At 50.0% G+C, this 14,958-nt stretch carries 11 protein-coding genes; 6 read left to right on the plus strand and 5 right to left on the minus strand.

Translation table 11 applies throughout. The features are described 5' to 3' along the window. Nucleotides 1-27 precede the first annotated feature (27 nt). The 3 genes from HWI92_RS16340 to HWI92_RS16350 all read right to left on the minus strand — a co-directional run bounded on the left by HWI92_RS16340 (nt 28) and on the right by HWI92_RS16350 (nt 5,071). Nucleotides 28-966 carry a dihydrodipicolinate synthase family protein gene (locus HWI92_RS16340; RefSeq protein WP_204657247.1) on the minus strand — a complete coding sequence of 313 codons (939 nt, stop codon included), beginning with the start codon at nt 964-966 and terminating at the stop codon, nt 28-30. A 122-nt stretch (nt 967-1,088) separates the two neighbouring features. After that, nucleotides 1,089-2,975 (minus strand): DUF3857 domain-containing transglutaminase family protein, encoded by a 1,887-nt coding sequence (locus HWI92_RS16345; protein ID WP_204657249.1) that lies wholly within the window; start codon nt 2,973-2,975, stop codon nt 1,089-1,091. Nucleotides 2,976-3,028: 53 nt separating this feature from the next. After that, nucleotides 3,029-5,071, minus strand: a complete 2,043-nt coding sequence (locus tag HWI92_RS16350) for a DUF3858 domain-containing protein (protein WP_204657251.1) — start codon at nt 5,069-5,071, stop codon at nt 3,029-3,031. A gap of 217 nt (nt 5,072-5,288) precedes the next feature. Between HWI92_RS16350 and HWI92_RS16355 the strand changes: the two genes are divergently transcribed. From HWI92_RS16355 to HWI92_RS16375, 5 genes are all read left to right on the plus strand, one after another. Beyond that, nucleotides 5,289-6,395 (plus strand): Gfo/Idh/MocA family protein, encoded by a 1,107-nt coding sequence (locus HWI92_RS16355; protein ID WP_204657253.1) that lies wholly within the window; start codon nt 5,289-5,291, stop codon nt 6,393-6,395. Between the two features lie 254 nt (nt 6,396-6,649). Next, complete coding sequence (locus HWI92_RS16360; protein WP_204657255.1) at nt 6,650-7,231, plus strand: RNA polymerase sigma factor; 582 nt, start codon at nt 6,650-6,652, stop codon at nt 7,229-7,231. 139 nt (nt 7,232-7,370) lie between these two features. Continuing rightward, nucleotides 7,371-8,369, plus strand: coding sequence for a FecR family protein (locus HWI92_RS16365; RefSeq protein WP_204657257.1), 999 nt, complete (start codon nt 7,371-7,373; stop codon nt 8,367-8,369). A 165-nt stretch (nt 8,370-8,534) separates the two neighbouring features. Next, a complete protein-coding gene (locus tag HWI92_RS16370) occupies nt 8,535-12,053 on the plus strand; it encodes a TonB-dependent receptor (RefSeq protein WP_374757879.1) in 3,519 nt (1,172 codons plus the stop codon). Nucleotides 12,054-12,092: 39 nt separating this feature from the next. Next, nucleotides 12,093-13,664 (plus strand): RagB/SusD family nutrient uptake outer membrane protein, encoded by a 1,572-nt coding sequence (locus HWI92_RS16375; protein ID WP_229248126.1) that lies wholly within the window; start codon nt 12,093-12,095, stop codon nt 13,662-13,664. 338 nt (nt 13,665-14,002) lie between these two features. On the opposite strand, the gene HWI92_RS25645 is transcribed toward HWI92_RS16375, so the two are convergent. Together HWI92_RS25645 and HWI92_RS16385 are read right to left on the minus strand one after the other, a co-directional pair. After that, nucleotides 14,003-14,131 carry a hypothetical protein gene (locus HWI92_RS25645; protein ID WP_374757880.1) on the minus strand — a complete coding sequence of 43 codons (129 nt, stop codon included), beginning with the start codon at nt 14,129-14,131 and terminating at the stop codon, nt 14,003-14,005. After that, complete coding sequence (locus tag HWI92_RS16385; protein ID WP_204664864.1) at nt 14,086-14,364, minus strand: hypothetical protein; 279 nt, start codon at nt 14,362-14,364, stop codon at nt 14,086-14,088. The genes HWI92_RS25645 and HWI92_RS16385 overlap by 46 nt, the downstream gene beginning before the upstream one ends. Before the next feature lie 195 nt (nt 14,365-14,559). Between HWI92_RS16385 and HWI92_RS16390 the strand changes: the two genes are divergently transcribed. Continuing rightward, on the plus strand, nt 14,560-14,892 hold the full coding sequence (locus HWI92_RS16390; RefSeq protein ID WP_204657263.1) for a helix-turn-helix domain-containing protein: 333 nt from the start codon (nt 14,560-14,562) through the stop codon (nt 14,890-14,892). Nucleotides 14,893-14,958: the final 66 nt, after the last annotated feature.

Here is a 14,958-nt window from a genome sequence, read left to right on the forward strand (position 1 = left end):
AGCAGATGGATTTTTTGCAGACCCGGTTTACGCCAGATAGGAGTCGGCTGTCAGATTCAGGTAATCGGGTAAGGTCGGCTGGGTTTCGATGGCTTTATCAATGATCGCTTCTACCTTTTCGCGCTCAGCTCCCTGAAGAACAAGGCGCGGCGCACGTACATACTCGGAACCGATACCTGCTTTGGCAGCAGCAAATTTGATGTTCTGAACCAGCTTGGGATGAATGTCAAGTTCCAGCAAAGGCAGGTACCAGCGGTATACAGCAAGTGCTTCCTTGTACATGCCCGCTTTCACCAGGTTATATATTGCGACGGTTTCTTTCGGAAAAGCATCTACCAATCCACCTACTACGCCGTCTGCGCCCAGCATCAGCTCTTCCATGATCAGCGTGTCCACACCACAGAAAACCTTGAAGCGGTCGCCGAAGCGGTTGAACAAACGCGTCACGTTGCTCACGTCACGGGTAGATTCTTTGATAGCATGAATATTCGGCTCTGCGGCAAGCTCCTCAAACATATCCAGCGTTACCTCGATCTTGTAATCGACCGGGTTGTTGTAAATCATCAATGGAAGGGAGGTACTTTGCGCAATGGTGCGGAAATAAGTGACCGTTTCCACGTCATCGGCTTTGTAGCGCATGGGAGGCAGTACCATCAGGCCGCTTGCACCGATACTTTCCGCTTCTCCGGCAATGCTGACAGCCTCGGCAGTGGACTGCTCGGCGATGCAAAGTACCACGGGAATTGAGGGTGAAAGTGCTTGTTTGGCATATTTCACGAGCTCCATTTTCTCGGACCGCGTGAGGGTACTGGCTTCTCCCAGCGAGCCCGAAACGATAACGCCTGCGATCCCGGCCTCTACCTGTGCGGCGAGGTTTTTACCAAACATCTCAAAATCAATGGTATCATCCGACTTGAAGGGGGTAACCAGCGCCGGGAATATGCCTTGCCATGCTTCCTTGTTCATATTGCTTTTATTTTAAAAATTTAAAATATACAATTTTCAACAAAGATAGCAGCCTCCGGACTCTAATTTGCCCGGAGGATTGACCAGATCTGTCTGGATTTTAGCATTTGTAAATGAAAGGATCAGGTCTTTTTTTCTACAAACACGACCTGCGCACGGTCGGCTTTCCTGATCTTTTTGAGAAAATCAACCCAGGCTGCAAAATCTTTCGAAGGATAGCGCCCGCCGTTGATCACAACTTTCCGCCAGCAAACGAGCTGGTTGTTTAAAAGGCTGCTTTTCATTTCGTACAAACCGAAGGTCGACTCGATTTTGAAAGCAGGCAGACTTGTTTCCAATGCATAATCCGCCGGGATCGTGTAAGCAATGGTATCCACATCCGTAAAGTTGTATGCAGAATGCGGCAGGTAAAAATCTGTCGCCCGGTCTGTATCCGCAGGCAGCTCAAACGAGCGGGCCATAAGGCTCGGTTTTACAAACAGGCGGGTGCCCGTTTTGGTAGCACAATTGCGCACATTCATGCTGAGCTTCTCGGTTACTTCGGGCTCGCCGGCCATGCTTTCGCTCAGCTCAAAACGCAGCAGGTCCATGCTGGGCAGGTTGATCTGCTGCATGAGCCATTTTTTCTGCTCCTCCTTGTTGATGCCGTGCAGCACCGCCGAGCGCAGCTCCTGCTGCAAACCCGTATAAAGCACCTGTGTTTCGATTTGCCCGGTGCCTGTCTGTTCCAGATTCACCCGGACACGGCTGGTGCGGGTATTCTGTGCAGCTTTGTAATCAGGCGTTCTTACGAGCCTGCCGCCTTGCGGCATTACCAGCAGCGCAGACCTTCCGCCGGTAAATGTTCCCATAAAATTGGGCTGCACCTTCTGGCTGGTACATTCCAGCCACAGGGTATCCTTCCCGGCGAGCGCGCAGGCGATCACGTGGTTGAACTGGCTGCTTGGGAAATCTTCCATCATGCTGGCCTCCCGACCTGAGCGGATCAATGCCGCATAGGCAGGAATACCCGCTTGCTTCAATGCAGCGATGGTGAAGTTGGTCAATGCTTTACAATCGCCATACCCTTTGCCGGCAACTGTAAGCGCATCTATCGTCTGCCAGCCGCCGATACCAAGCTGAATGCTCACATAGCGGGAGCGCGCCTGCATCCATTTGTAAACCAGGCGGATTTTTTCATGGTCTGTTTTGGCATCCTTTACCAGCTTGTCGATCTCGGCAATCGTTGCGGGCGGCAACTTGTCGCGGCCGGCATTGAGCGTGTAGTAAAACCGGCTCAGGTCCTCCCAGCTGTTGAAATTTCCCTTATAGTCCTGGATTTCGAATTCGGCAGGCGCGGCGATGACCATCGGAATACGGTCAGTCAGTGGCAGCGGATACATATCATCCTTTTTCTCGACAGGCTGCTGCGCCATTTGCCACTCGTACAGATCCGCATTATCTACATTTTTGGTAATCACCACCTTGGGAGCACCATTGTATTCCTTGTACCGGAACACAAAACCGGCCGGGGCTTTGATCACAAAACGCGAAAGTTCGACAGAAGCTTTGGGGTTTGAGGCAGGCATCCACCTGGGGTAGAACATCATATTCCTGTCCCGGGTCTCATAGGAAAACTCCACGGTATACGGGTACGGGTAACTTTTGCGCCCAAAGTCCGCCGACTTCATACGGGAATCGGTAATGTCGTCGGCCCCGTCGCCTTGTCCAAAATCAGCGATTTCATTCGCGCGAAGCTTTTTTACAGACTTGCCGGATGCGTCATACAGGTTTCCGCTGATGTCAGTGATTTTGGTAAACTTGTCGTATCCTACCTGAAAGCTGTTGTACTTCTCCTCCCCTCTTTCGTTCAGGATGGTCACGGCAATCCGAACTTTTGAACGCGCCTCGGCCTTGGAAAGAATCTCCCACTGCGTTTCTGAAAAGCGGATGACCGCATCGGCACCTTCGAGAAGCGCAGGGTTTATTTTGGCGATACTATAGTCTTGCTGGGCGAATGCAGGAAACATACATACACTGCAAAAGAGTACGCTCAACAGTATTTTGAATCTATTCTTCATGATTATTTGCTGGCTGTGCTTTTGCGGATGACAAGCGGCTCGCTATGCTTTTTCACTGCACGCTCAAAAAATTCCTTTACATCGTGGTACTCCTCTGAAGAGAAGTTGGTCCTGTTTACCAGCAGGGTCGAGTGCACCTGGATCACGTTTTCCACCTGCCGGACCTGGTACGAAAACCTGCCGGCTTTTTCGGGGAGCAGGATCACCTCTGCTTTGGGAGGGTCTACCAGCACATAACCCGCCGGAAGAGAGAAATTCCCGATGTACGAAGAGGAAATGCCCGTAGTCAGGTCGAGCGGATAAATGCGGTCGCTTGATTTGAGCGGGTTGGCTTTCCAGCCTCCGGTCATCACAGGATTGAAATAGAAGAGATCTTCGGAAGCATTCTGATCTTCAAAAACGAAATCACAGTTCACACCAACCGCATCTGCAAGGCTTTCTACCTTGTTTTTGACAACGATATTTTCAAATTTCCACTCCGGCAACCCGCTTTTCAGGTCAACATGGTACTTGTCATCCGGCTCGGTAGAGTACTTTTCGCGCCAGCGCAATGCTTCATAGCCGCCGTACGAAATGTTGTAACTGCCTTTGAGAATACCCTTGTCCGGATCAATCGAGGCGGTCACAATTTCCAGTTTACTGTCTGATTCCTGTGGTTTTACCTCAATAAACCGGCCCCGGCCATTGCGTGGCAGCAGCCTTCCCAATCCATTCAGTGCACGTTCGGGCAGCATGCCGGGCCGGGCATACCGCTGCGTAGCATCGAGCAGGTATTCTTTGCCGTTTATTTCCACTGATGCAATCACATAGTTGAAGATTTCCATTAACGGAATTTGTTCCCGCACACGGCCGTGGGAACGCGTACTCAGCACCACAGGGTTACACTCGATATCCAGCTCGCGGAGCAGTGAGATCAGCGACAGGTTAATTGCACTCACATTGCCCTGCTTGTTGTCAAATGCTTTTTTCACACCGTCAGCCGACGCCAGGCCATTGTTGCCGTTCCACTTCATATGCTGCTGAATGTAGGCGTATGCCAGGTTCATGCGTTCAAGCGGATCGGCAGAGGCCGCGGCAATTTCCTGTCTGGCGGGTTTCAGGTGGGAAGACTTGCGCAGCTCCCCACCAAACCACGACATATCGTTCAGCGATTTATCTACATTTTCCCACGTCTGTGAGTAGTTTTTGATCATTTCACCCGGCACTGCAATGGTGGAGAGCTCGAACGAAATTTTGGATATGTAGTCGGAGGGTGTCGTAATGTAAGGTTCATTCACGAATGCAGGCGAGTCTTTTACAGCAAACCGGTAGGCCACGCCATGACCGTCGAGCTTGGTGACTCCTACATTTACCGGCACGCGCTCCTGCTCGCTGATATCCAGCGGAATGTAGCCGCTCATGTGCGTATTGTACACGAGGTAATCCGGTATGGTGATCCGGAATTCGCTCCATTTCATGGGAATACTACCCTGGAAAGACCAGGGATCAGGCCGGTCGCTGACATTAATGGGAGTTGTGCGCTCGTAAGTGTACTCGATCACCGAGCCCTTCTTTACATTGGGTAAATTGAAATTGACCATTCCGCGTCCCTCTGCAGGCCGCTCGCGTTTAATCGATTTCCTGTCCAGCGGGGTACCGACGACCTGTCCGGATTCCAGATTGTAGGTACTGCCGCGAATCTCCTCGATGGTCTCCCTGCGTTCCACATTGCTGCCGTCAACAAACGGAATGGAAACAGAAGCACGATCCAGCGCAGACTCTTTGAGAATCTTAATGCGGGCCCAGCATTTCATAACCATTGAAAAGCCCCGGTACGTGTCGTATTTGAAATACACTTCCCCGAAATCGTACAGGTACACGGCCTCGGCAGTACTATCGCCGGGGTAGGCGGTCATTTCCAGAGCGGCTTTGTCGATGTTGCCGAACTTGGGTTTGAAATCTTCCTGAGCGGAAGCGGTGAGAGAGCTGATTAACAGCAGGGTGAAAACTTGCGCATACCAGCGCCGGACACAAGGCAGTGTGCGCCCAATGAAGCATTGAATCATGAAATAATTGATAGAAGGAGTAGTAACTAAGCCGCAGTATTGCGCATGAAAATTAATTTTCCGAAAAAATATTATTTAACGGTAAAGGTGATGCTACGGGCAAGCTTTCATAAATGGGCAAAACGGAGAAAAATGCCTATTTTTGACACAAAAGGGAGCTATTCTTTGTTGTTCCTACTATTCCTGTCAACCTATATCAATCAGATTCCCGGTTACTATGTCATCATTTGAAAACAAAAGCCCACTCCGCGTACTTGTCGTAGGTTGTGGCAACATGGGAGCATCCCATGCATTTGCATACCAGCTGCTCGACGGCTTCGAGATCTGCGGCATTGTGTCAACCGGCAAAAGCAAGGAAGTGCTGAATGAAAAGCTGGGTGGCGGGTACAGCCTGTACAGCGACTATGCAGCTGCGCTCACCGAAACCAAGCCCGATGCGGTTTGTATTTCTACCTACCCCGACACGCACGAGGATTTTGCCATCATGGCGCTCGAAGCAGGCGCGCATGTATTTATTGAAAAACCGCTTGCTTCTTCGGTTGAAGGTGCCAAACGGGTAGTGGAAGCAGCTAAGGCAGCCAACAAGAAAGTGGTAGTAGGCTATATCCTGCGCGTGCATCCCTCCTGGGAGCGCTTTGTGGCAGAGGCGCAAAACCTAGGCAAACCCCTGGTCATGCGGATGAACCTCAACCAGCAAAGCCACGGGTATATGTGGGGCGTGCACCGGAACCTGATGAAAAGCCTCAGCCCGATTGTGGATTGCGGCGTGCACTATATTGACGTGATGTGCCAGATGACGCGTTCGAAGCCACTGCGCGTGAATGCGATCGGTGCGCGGCTGACCGAAGATATTCCGGCTGGAAATTATAACTACGGGCAGCTTCAGATCTGGTTTGAAGATGGCTCGGTAGGCTGGTACGAAGCCGGCTGGGGACCAATGATCAGTGAAACGGCATTTTTTGTAAAAGATGTGATCGGACCCAAAGGATCTGCGTCCATTGTAGCCAAAGATGCAGGCGGCGCTGGAAAATCCTCGTCTGTGGAAGCACATACCAAAACGGAGTCTATCCGCATACACCATGCTGCCCTGAACGATCAGGACGAGTTTGTACAGGAAGATACCTGGATTAACCTGGAAGACGAGCCCGATCACCAGGAGCTTTGCAACCGTGAGCAGCGTTACTTTTTGAAAGCCATTCACGAAGACCTCGACCTTACGGACCACCTTCAGGATGCTGTCACCAGCCTTCAGATCGCATTTGCATGCGATGAGTCGGTGCGTACCGGACAAACTGTAGTCCTTGAACAGGGTATCCTGGTTTAGGCCGGATTTCTGATCGTATTTTCTTCTAAAGTCCCGGAAACAGGGTCCGCGCAGATGCGGATGGTGTTTCCGGGGCTTTTATTTTTGCAAACGTTTGCAATGCCTTTAAAAGGTTGTTTATTCCGCAGCCATTAAAATATTCCAGTTAATTGTCCTAATATTGCCAACCCTCCTGAATATGTCATAGAATCCATAAAATTGTCAATAAAAAATCCTTTAGTTTGATACTCAACTGTATGAACAATCAGAGGAGCATGTTTGAAAATTTTACTGATGAAGAGCTGTTTGCGGAGATAAAGCAGGATAATGCCGGGGCATTCGAACGCTTGTACCACCGGTACTTTTACCGTATCCTCAATGATGCTTACAAACGGATCCATGATCACACCCAGGCCGAAGAGCTTGTCCAGGAGCTGTTTGTCAATCTTTGGCTGAAACGCGCCCAGGTGAATATTGAGAAAAAAGTGGATGCCTACCTGCATACTTCACTCCGAAATGCCGTCATTTCTTTTTACCGTAAAAACAACAAGCTGGCCGAGCTCCCGGCAGATGTGAGTGAGCAGCTGTACGTGCATGCCACAGACGAGGAAGTAACCTATAATGAACTGAAAATAGCCTACGACCTGCGTGTGTCGAGCCTTCCGGAAAAGTGCCGGAATGTTTATACCTTATTTGAAAACGGCTTTTCTATCCAGGAAATAGCCGACAAAACCCACGTCTCACCCAAAACTATTGAGAGCCACCTGCTGAAAGCCCGTACTACCCTCCGGCAGCAGTTACAGGAATATTGCCTGTCTTTCTCGACGCTTCTTTATACACTCCTGGCAGTGCTTTGACAAAGCTTCTTGCTTCTTCTTAAATCATTTTCACTTTTTTTATAAACCCACTAAGGTATTGCCCCCTCTGCTGCGTCCTTGTAGAAAAAGGCACCAGTTGTACTTAACCAATTAATTATTATCCAAAATAAATAAGCCTATGGGAGACCGCTACATCTCGCCTGAACTTTTGGATAAATACCTCAGTGGAACCTGCACCCCTGACGAAGCCTTGCAGGTAGAGGCATGGTACCATGCGCAGGAAAACAATCCTGATGTGGACCAGGTATTTCCTGCCGCCGGTGAAGAGCAGTACGCGCATTCGGTATTCAGGAAAATCAGCAGCAAAATCACAGAGGCTGAATCCCGCCAGCCAAGCCGCAGCGTATTCCGATTACGCTCGTGGATATGGTATGCAGCTGCCTCGGTAGCAGTGGCTGCCACCATCATGTGGCTTCAGCAGCGTCCTGCTGCCATTGTAGCGTCGCAAAAACGCCCCGTAATATTGGCCGCGCTCACCAGTCTTGCCAATCCCACCGCCAGCATTGAACTGAAAGTCCTGCCCGACGGCAGCAAGGTCTGGCTTAATCCGGCATCCCGAATCAGCTTTGGGAAAGATTATGGTCGCTCCAGAAGGCAGATCGAGCTGGAAGGTGAGGCGTTTTTTGAAGTGAAACGGGATACAACCCGACCGTTCATTATCCGCACCGGCAAAATGACCACGGAAGTGCTCGGTACCAGCTTTAATGTGCAGGCCCGGACCACCAGCCGGCATTTTGAGGTTTCGGTGGTGACGGGCACCGTGGCAGTAAGCGGGCCGACGGACAAAAGGATCATTAAAGCGCGGCAGCAGGTGCGGTTTGATCCTGTATCAGGAAGGCTGGCCGACTTTGCGAAACCGAGCATTGTGCCTTATCAGCTCTGGGAACCGGTCACGATCAACTTTGATTGGGCTTCGATGAAGGATGTGACTGCGAAGCTCGAAGAAATGTTCGCGGTACATTTTGAATTTCAGAATCCGGGCATGAAAGACTGCTTTCTGCGTGCGGATTTTACCAATCTCCGGCTGCCGGTAATCCTCAACCTGCTGTGTGAGTCGATCGGCGCCAGCTACACCATCCAAAACAATGTAATCCGGCTTACGGGTCCGGGTTGCTGACCATTTGCATCCAGTAACATTTAACCCACATCGTTCATTACAAACAATTAAAACCCTGCGTGATATGATCAAGAACATTACGTGAATGCGCTTCGTGCCGGCTTCGGCTAATTCAGACCTGACCAACTAAGATGCTCAAAGTTTTATCTATTACAACCTAACATTATGAAAAGGAACAATTCCATGCCCAGTATGTCCCGGCGAAGGGACATGCGAAACTCCATCCTGCTCCTGCTCCTGTCGCTCGCCAGCCTTGGCGTACAGGCGACTGCTTTCGTGGAACAAAATTTCCTGAACCAGAAAACCGAGCTTTCGGTAAAGGACGCCTCGCTGCGCAGCGCATTGCTTCAGCTGGAACAGACAACCAAGGTGAAGTTCATTTTCAGCAGCCGTGTCGTTAAAAACGATATGAAGGTGACCATGAATGTACAGGGCAAAGCGCTGTCCGATGTACTGGACGAAATGCTGAAACCTCATGGTATCACTTACGGAGTGAAAGAAGATCAGATTGTGCTTTACAAAGGCAATGAAAGCAGCATGGGTACTTCCCTGCTCGTGAACAAAGCCAGCATGCTGGCCAGCTCTTCCATTGACAAAACAGTGAAAGGACGCGTAACGGACCAGCAGAATAATGAAGGACTGCCCGGCGTAAACGTAGTTGTAAAGGGATCCAGCAATGGTACTGTAACGGATGCTTCCGGTAACTATACCCTTAGTGTGCCGGATCAGGGCGCGACCCTGGTTTTCAGCTTTGTGGGTTATGTAGCCCAGGAAGTTCAGGTAGGCACCCGTACCACGCTCGATATTCCACTGGTTTCGGATACCAAAGCGCTGAGCGAAGTGGTTGTTATCGGTTACGGTACAGCGCGCAAATCTGACCTGACCGGCTCTGTAGGCTCCGTGAAAGAAGAGCAACTGAGAGAGCGTCCTGCTCCTTCATTGAACCAGGCTCTTCAGGGTAAAGTGTCCGGTGTACAGGTAAACGTAAACTCCGGCCGGCCGGGCGGACGTGCCAACGTGCGTATCCGTGGTTTCAGCTCGATCAACTCTTCCAACAACCCGTTGTATGTAGTGGACGGCGTAATGCTTCCGCAAGGAAACCAGAACCAGCAAAGCCAGGCAATCGACTTCATTAACCCGAACGACATTGTATCCGTAGAGGTTTTGAAAGATGCATCATCCACTGCAATCTATGGTGCGCGTGGCGCCAACGGTGTTATCCTCATTACTACCAGAAAAGGCAGATCGGGCGAGAGCCAGATCACTTACGGTCTTGACCTGAGCGTACCCACCGTGGGCCCGAAAAGAGCGAAAGTGCTGAATGCGCAACAGTACATGGATGTGGAAGACCTCTCCTACCGCAACATGGAGAAGTTTGATCCGGAAGGCTGGAAAGCAGGTAAATACAAAACCCACGATCCACTTGTACGCCGTGCACAGCTTGCAGCAGCTCACCCTGACGTATTTACTAAAAATGCAGACGGTACATTCTCTCCGAACTACGACACAGACTGGTTCCGTGAGTCAACGCAGAACCGTGTTTCCCAAAACCACCAGCTGGGTTTCAGCGGCGGAAACGAAAGAACTACCTACTCGCTGTCGCTTAACTACCGTGATGACCAGGGTCTGATCAAAACATCCTACCTGAAACGTTATGCAACACGGTTCAGCATTGATGATCAGGTGAAGAAATGGCTGCGCCTCGGTGGTACACTAAGCTATAACAGCCAGGCTGAAAACCTGGTCGATATCAACGACGCAGTACCCCGCCAGATGGTGGAAGACTTTCCGTTCCTGCCAGTAAAATGGCCGGATGGCTCCTATGCCAACAACCGCGACTATCCCGGTGCGGAAGGTTCATTCAGCTCGGTACACCGGCTGTACGGACGCAAGTACAACCTGAATACGCAAACTACCCTGGGTAGCCTTTACGGAAACATTACCCTGGCCAAAGGTCTTGAATTCCGCTCGGTATTGGGTGTGAACGTGATCAACCAGGAAGTAAACCAGTCGCAAACACGTACGTTGACGCCGAATGAATTGGGTACGGCAAGAAAAGAAACCAGAAAAGAGACTTTCTGGTCATGGGAGAACTTGCTGACTTATAACAAATCGTTTGGCATCCACTCCGTAAATGCCCTTGCAGGGATTTCATGGCAGGAAACCAATGTAGCTACCACGGGTGTAGGTGCACAGAATTTTTCTACTGACTACTATACCTATGACAACCTAGGTGCAGGTTCGGTAGCACCTTCGTCCAACCCATACGTGTCGGGTGCGCAGCGTTTTGCATTCAACTCGTACTTCGGGCGTTTGAACTATACCTTGCTCGACAAGTACCTGGTTACTGTGACAGGACGTGCGGATGGTTCTTCCAAATTCGGTGATAACCACAAATTCGCATTCTTTCCTTCTGCGGCTCTGGCCTGGAAAGTGTCTGATGAACCTTTCCTGAAAGGAAACACAGTTATCTCCAGCCTTAAAGTTCGTACCAGCTATGGTTTGACAGGTAACTCGGAAATTCCTCCCTACTCGTCACTGGGACTTCTGAGATCCAACTATGCAGCAGTTTACGGCGATACCCGTATTGGTGGAACCGGTATCAACAGGCTTGCCAACAATGATTTGCGCTGGGAAAAAACGGCCCAAACTGACGGTGGTCTGGAAATCAGCTTCCTGAAAGGCAGAATTTCACTTGAAGCAGATTACTACTATCGCAAAACCACCGACATGCTTTTAGATGCGCCTGTACCACGTACCAGTGGCTACGGTACCATCAGAAAGAACATCGGTTCCATGGAGAACAAAGGTTTCGAATTTGGTCTGAATACCACGAACATCGAAAAACAGAACTTCACATGGACTTCCAGCTTCAACATTTCGTTCAACCGGAACAAAGTATTGTCGCTGGCCACACCATCTGACATCTTCGGGGTGGGCGGTCCTTCGATCACCAACCAAACCAGCATCATCCGTATCGGTGAGCCGGCAGGTGCATTCTGGGGTCTGACCCGTCTGGGCACATGGAGCACAGCCGAAGCTGCACAGGCTGCTGAATTCAAGAGCTATCGCGGTAACTTGACCATGCTGCCAGGCGATATCAAGTATCTTGACAGAAATGGTGACAAAGCGATCACAGATGCTGACCGCAGCATTATTGGTAACGGTTCTCCAAAAGGCTGGGGATCATTTGCCAACAACCTGCGTTTCGGAAACTTTGACGTGACCTTCGATCTGCAGTTCTCGTACGGAAACGATCTGATGGACATGAACCTGCACGCAAGCGAAGACCGCCAGGCACTGGCCAACAGCTACACCACGGTACTTGATGCATGGACTCCTGAAAACCAGAATACGCCTATTGCGCAAATCCGTGATACCAAAGCCGGGTATGTAACCAACGTAGATACCCGCTGGATTTTCGACGGTTCATTCATTCGCGGCCGTAACCTGTTGCTGGGCTATAACCTGCCTTCGGAACTGGTGAGCAAGATGAAACTGAGCAAGCTGAGACTGTACGTTTCTGCCCAGAACTTCTTTATCATCAGCAAATATCCGTTTGGTGACCCTGAACAGACTCCGATCCGCGGTGGTGATTCCGACAACGTATTCTCGCAGGGGATGATCTGGCACAGCTACCCGAAACCAACCACTTACCTGGGAGGTATTCAGATCGCATTCTAACAACCTGAACCGTTGTATCATTTTATTATGAATTTCAGCATGAAACTAAATAACAAGAATTTCTATAAGCTAATGCTCTGCGGGGCAATCCTGCTGGGCCCGACAGCCTGCTCCGACTTCCTCGACGAGCAGGACCCGTCCAACCTGCAACCGGATACCTTCTACACCATTCCTGACCACGCCGAAGCTGCAGTGGCTGCTGCCTATGCCGAAACCCGCTTCATTGGTGACGGTGCGGGTATCTTCTCGGCCAACTGGCAAATGCTGGAAGCCCCAACCGGAACAGCTACTACTGAAACAGGCCAGAATTCGGACCTGAACAACCTGTATGCCCTCATTTACGATGGCAACACAGGTCATATCAGCAACTGGTGGAACGGCTTGTACCGCGTAATCGCGAATGCTAACCTGGCCATTGAAAAGATCCCGACGATCCAATTTCCTGCCGGGAGTGGTGAACAGCAGAAAAACCGCCTGATCGGAGAAGCCCGCTTCCTGCGTGCATGGGCTTATTTCTACGCCGTAAGATTATGGGGAGATGTGCCTCTGGTGACCAAACCGCAAACTGCCGAGTCGGAGGATTTCTTTCCGCCGAGAGCACCGCAGGAGCAGGTTTACAACCTGATCTTAGAAGACCTTCAGGCTGCGGAAGCGGCCGGACTGGCGGATTTTAATAACGATGGACGCGTGTCCAAAATGGCTGTAAAAGCATACCTGGCGAAAGTGTACCTGACGATGGCAGGCTTCCCGCTGCAAAAAGGAGCATCGCATTACAAGCTGGCGGCTGATAAAGCACTGGAAGTGATCAACTACTCCAAAGCCAACCCGTCGACGCTGAACCTGTTCGGTACCTACAAGGAACTGCATCAGGAAGGTTTGAAAAACCGCGTGGAGCACCTGTTCCAGATTCAGTACAATTCTGTAGTAGCTGGTTTCCCGCTGAATGACTTCTTCCCGAACTTTAAGGCGGTTACCTACGCGGGACCAAGCGGAACGGGAAGTACAGTGCCTACGCTTTCATTCTACAACTCTTATGAAACAGGCGATCTTCGTACCAAAGACCAGGAAGGCTGGTTTTACACGACGTACTATACCAACGGTACCGGTGAGAAGTTTGACCTGGGTGCTCCGTATGTGTTCAAATACTTCAACGTCAATGCATTGGGCGGCCCGGGCATTACCCCTACCCGTCTGAACAACCTGAATGTAAACCAGATGCGCTACGCAGAAGTGCTGCTGATCTATGCAGAAGCACAGAATGAAGTAAGCGGCCCGACTCAGGAAGCATACGATGCTTTCAAACGCATCCGCGACCGTGCACAGCTGAAAACACCGGCACTGGGTACTTACACGCAGACCACGTTCCGCGAAGCGGTATGGAGAGAGCGCTGGTATGAATTCGCTTACGAAGGCATTACCTGGTTCGATATGGTACGTTTGCGCAAGGTATTCAACGAAACGACCAAAGGGTTTGACAATTTTGTCGGACATCGTAACCTCAACGTAAGTGGCGGCGCTGCTTTGGAGGAAAAACATTTGCTATTCCCGCTGGGTATTCAGGAGATGAAAAACAATCCTAGCCTGTCCCCACAAAATCCCGGTTATAACTAGTAACAGGTATTGAAGCAAGGTCCGGGCGGTATCCGTCCGGACCTTTTTGTTTTGAAGGGTCTTGGTAAGATAATGTGTATTCTGTTTGAGCCTATCTAGGAAGGCTTTCAGGATGTCCTGGATCTCCATGCGCGGTAGCGCATTTGTTAAGTTGTTCCAGATTTGGTTATAGGCATCAGTTTAGTTTGTGTAAAAATGCTTCTGTTTTTTCACAACTTACACTTCCGTTGCTTATGTTGAAAGTGTACGCTTTGCTAATGTAGGTTTGTCATGTACCTACATCCTTTTTCGATTTTTACATTAGGGTTAAATTGTATAGTTCCGTCTGCCTTGATAAATCAATCTAAACCAAAGAGGTCAATATTGGACACCGGATTGTTACCGGCATGATTGTAGGGAGACTCAAAGGGATACTTTTCACTTAATGGATCCATGCCATTCCACTGTCCAACCTCTGGCATATACATCCTGGCCCATCATCCAGAAACCCACTCCCGACCTGTAACTCCTTGCCATTGTACAAATACCGGTTTACGCCATTGCGCACTTTGGGCTGCGCTCCATCGAGGTTGATGGCGAGCCCAAAAGGATAATAATTCGTCCGCTGCAACCCATTCCCTTTTTGATCAAAAACAATGCGGATGTTGCCCAGATGATCTTTAAGGTAGTATTTAAAGACCAGCTTACCATTCCGCATCACGGCCTGTCACTCGCTTAAACTAAGCAGGTAGAAGCTGTTAGCAGCGTCCACCTGCCGGTACTCGAAGGCACCTGCATATTTAAGCGTCAGGGTGTCGGAGGTATACTTATGCTTCTTTGCTGAGGCATTTTAATCAAAGAGATAAAACTACTACTCTGCTCAATACACAGAAAATATATTCTAATCAGGCATTTTATGGTGTTTGGAGAGCGCCTTTTAAGTATCCGCAAAGCCAAAAAATCCTCTCAGGAGGAACTGGTAAAGGCCATTGGTGTACATGCCCCCGTGATAGGCAGGTATGAAAGAGGGGAAGTAAAACCTTTGATAGAGGTGGCCATCAAGTTGGCAGATGCGTTGCAGATGTCGGTGGATTACCTGGTGGGGAATTCAGATATGGAACTCGACAAGCAAACGCTCAATCGTATGCAACAGATGGCCAAGATGCCCGACGCCGACCGCATGCAGATCTTTATGGTCATTGATGCACTGATACGTGATTTTAATGCCAAAAAGCAGTACGCCGTGTAGCTGATTTCCACTTTGCTACAATACGAGAAGCCCTCAAAACCCATCCGTCAGGACACGCTTTGAGGG

Source organism: Dyadobacter sandarakinus, from assembly GCF_016894445.1.
Lineage (GTDB): Bacteria > Bacteroidota > Bacteroidia > Cytophagales > Spirosomataceae > Dyadobacter > Dyadobacter sandarakinus.

Bases quoted from the DNA above. Each gene is read 5' to 3' on its own strand.
- HWI92_RS16390 (WP_204657263.1), top strand. From the start codon at position 14,560: ATGGTGTTTGGAGAGCGCCTTTTAAGTATCCGCAAAGCCAAAAAATCC.
- HWI92_RS25645 (WP_374757880.1), bottom strand. From the start codon at position 14,131: ATGTATATGCCAGAGGTTGGACAGTGGAATGGCATGGATCCATTAAGT.
- HWI92_RS16365 (WP_204657257.1), top strand. From the start codon at position 7,371: ATGGGAGACCGCTACATCTCGCCTGAACTTTTGGATAAATACCTCAGT.
- HWI92_RS16350 (WP_204657251.1), bottom strand. From the start codon at position 5,071: ATGATTCAATGCTTCATTGGGCGCACACTGCCTTGTGTCCGGCGCTGG.
- HWI92_RS16345 (WP_204657249.1), bottom strand. From the start codon at position 2,975: ATGTTTCCTGCATTCGCCCAGCAAGACTATAGTATCGCCAAAATAAAC.
- HWI92_RS16360 (WP_204657255.1), top strand. From the start codon at position 6,650: ATGTTTGAAAATTTTACTGATGAAGAGCTGTTTGCGGAGATAAAGCAG.
- HWI92_RS16355 (WP_204657253.1), top strand. From the start codon at position 5,289: ATGTCATCATTTGAAAACAAAAGCCCACTCCGCGTACTTGTCGTAGGT.
- HWI92_RS16340 (WP_204657247.1), bottom strand. From the start codon at position 966: ATGAACAAGGAAGCATGGCAAGGCATATTCCCGGCGCTGGTTACCCCC.
- HWI92_RS16370 (WP_374757879.1), top strand. From the start codon at position 8,535: ATGAAAAGGAACAATTCCATGCCCAGTATGTCCCGGCGAAGGGACATG.
- HWI92_RS16375 (WP_229248126.1), top strand. From the start codon at position 12,093: ATGAAACTAAATAACAAGAATTTCTATAAGCTAATGCTCTGCGGGGCA.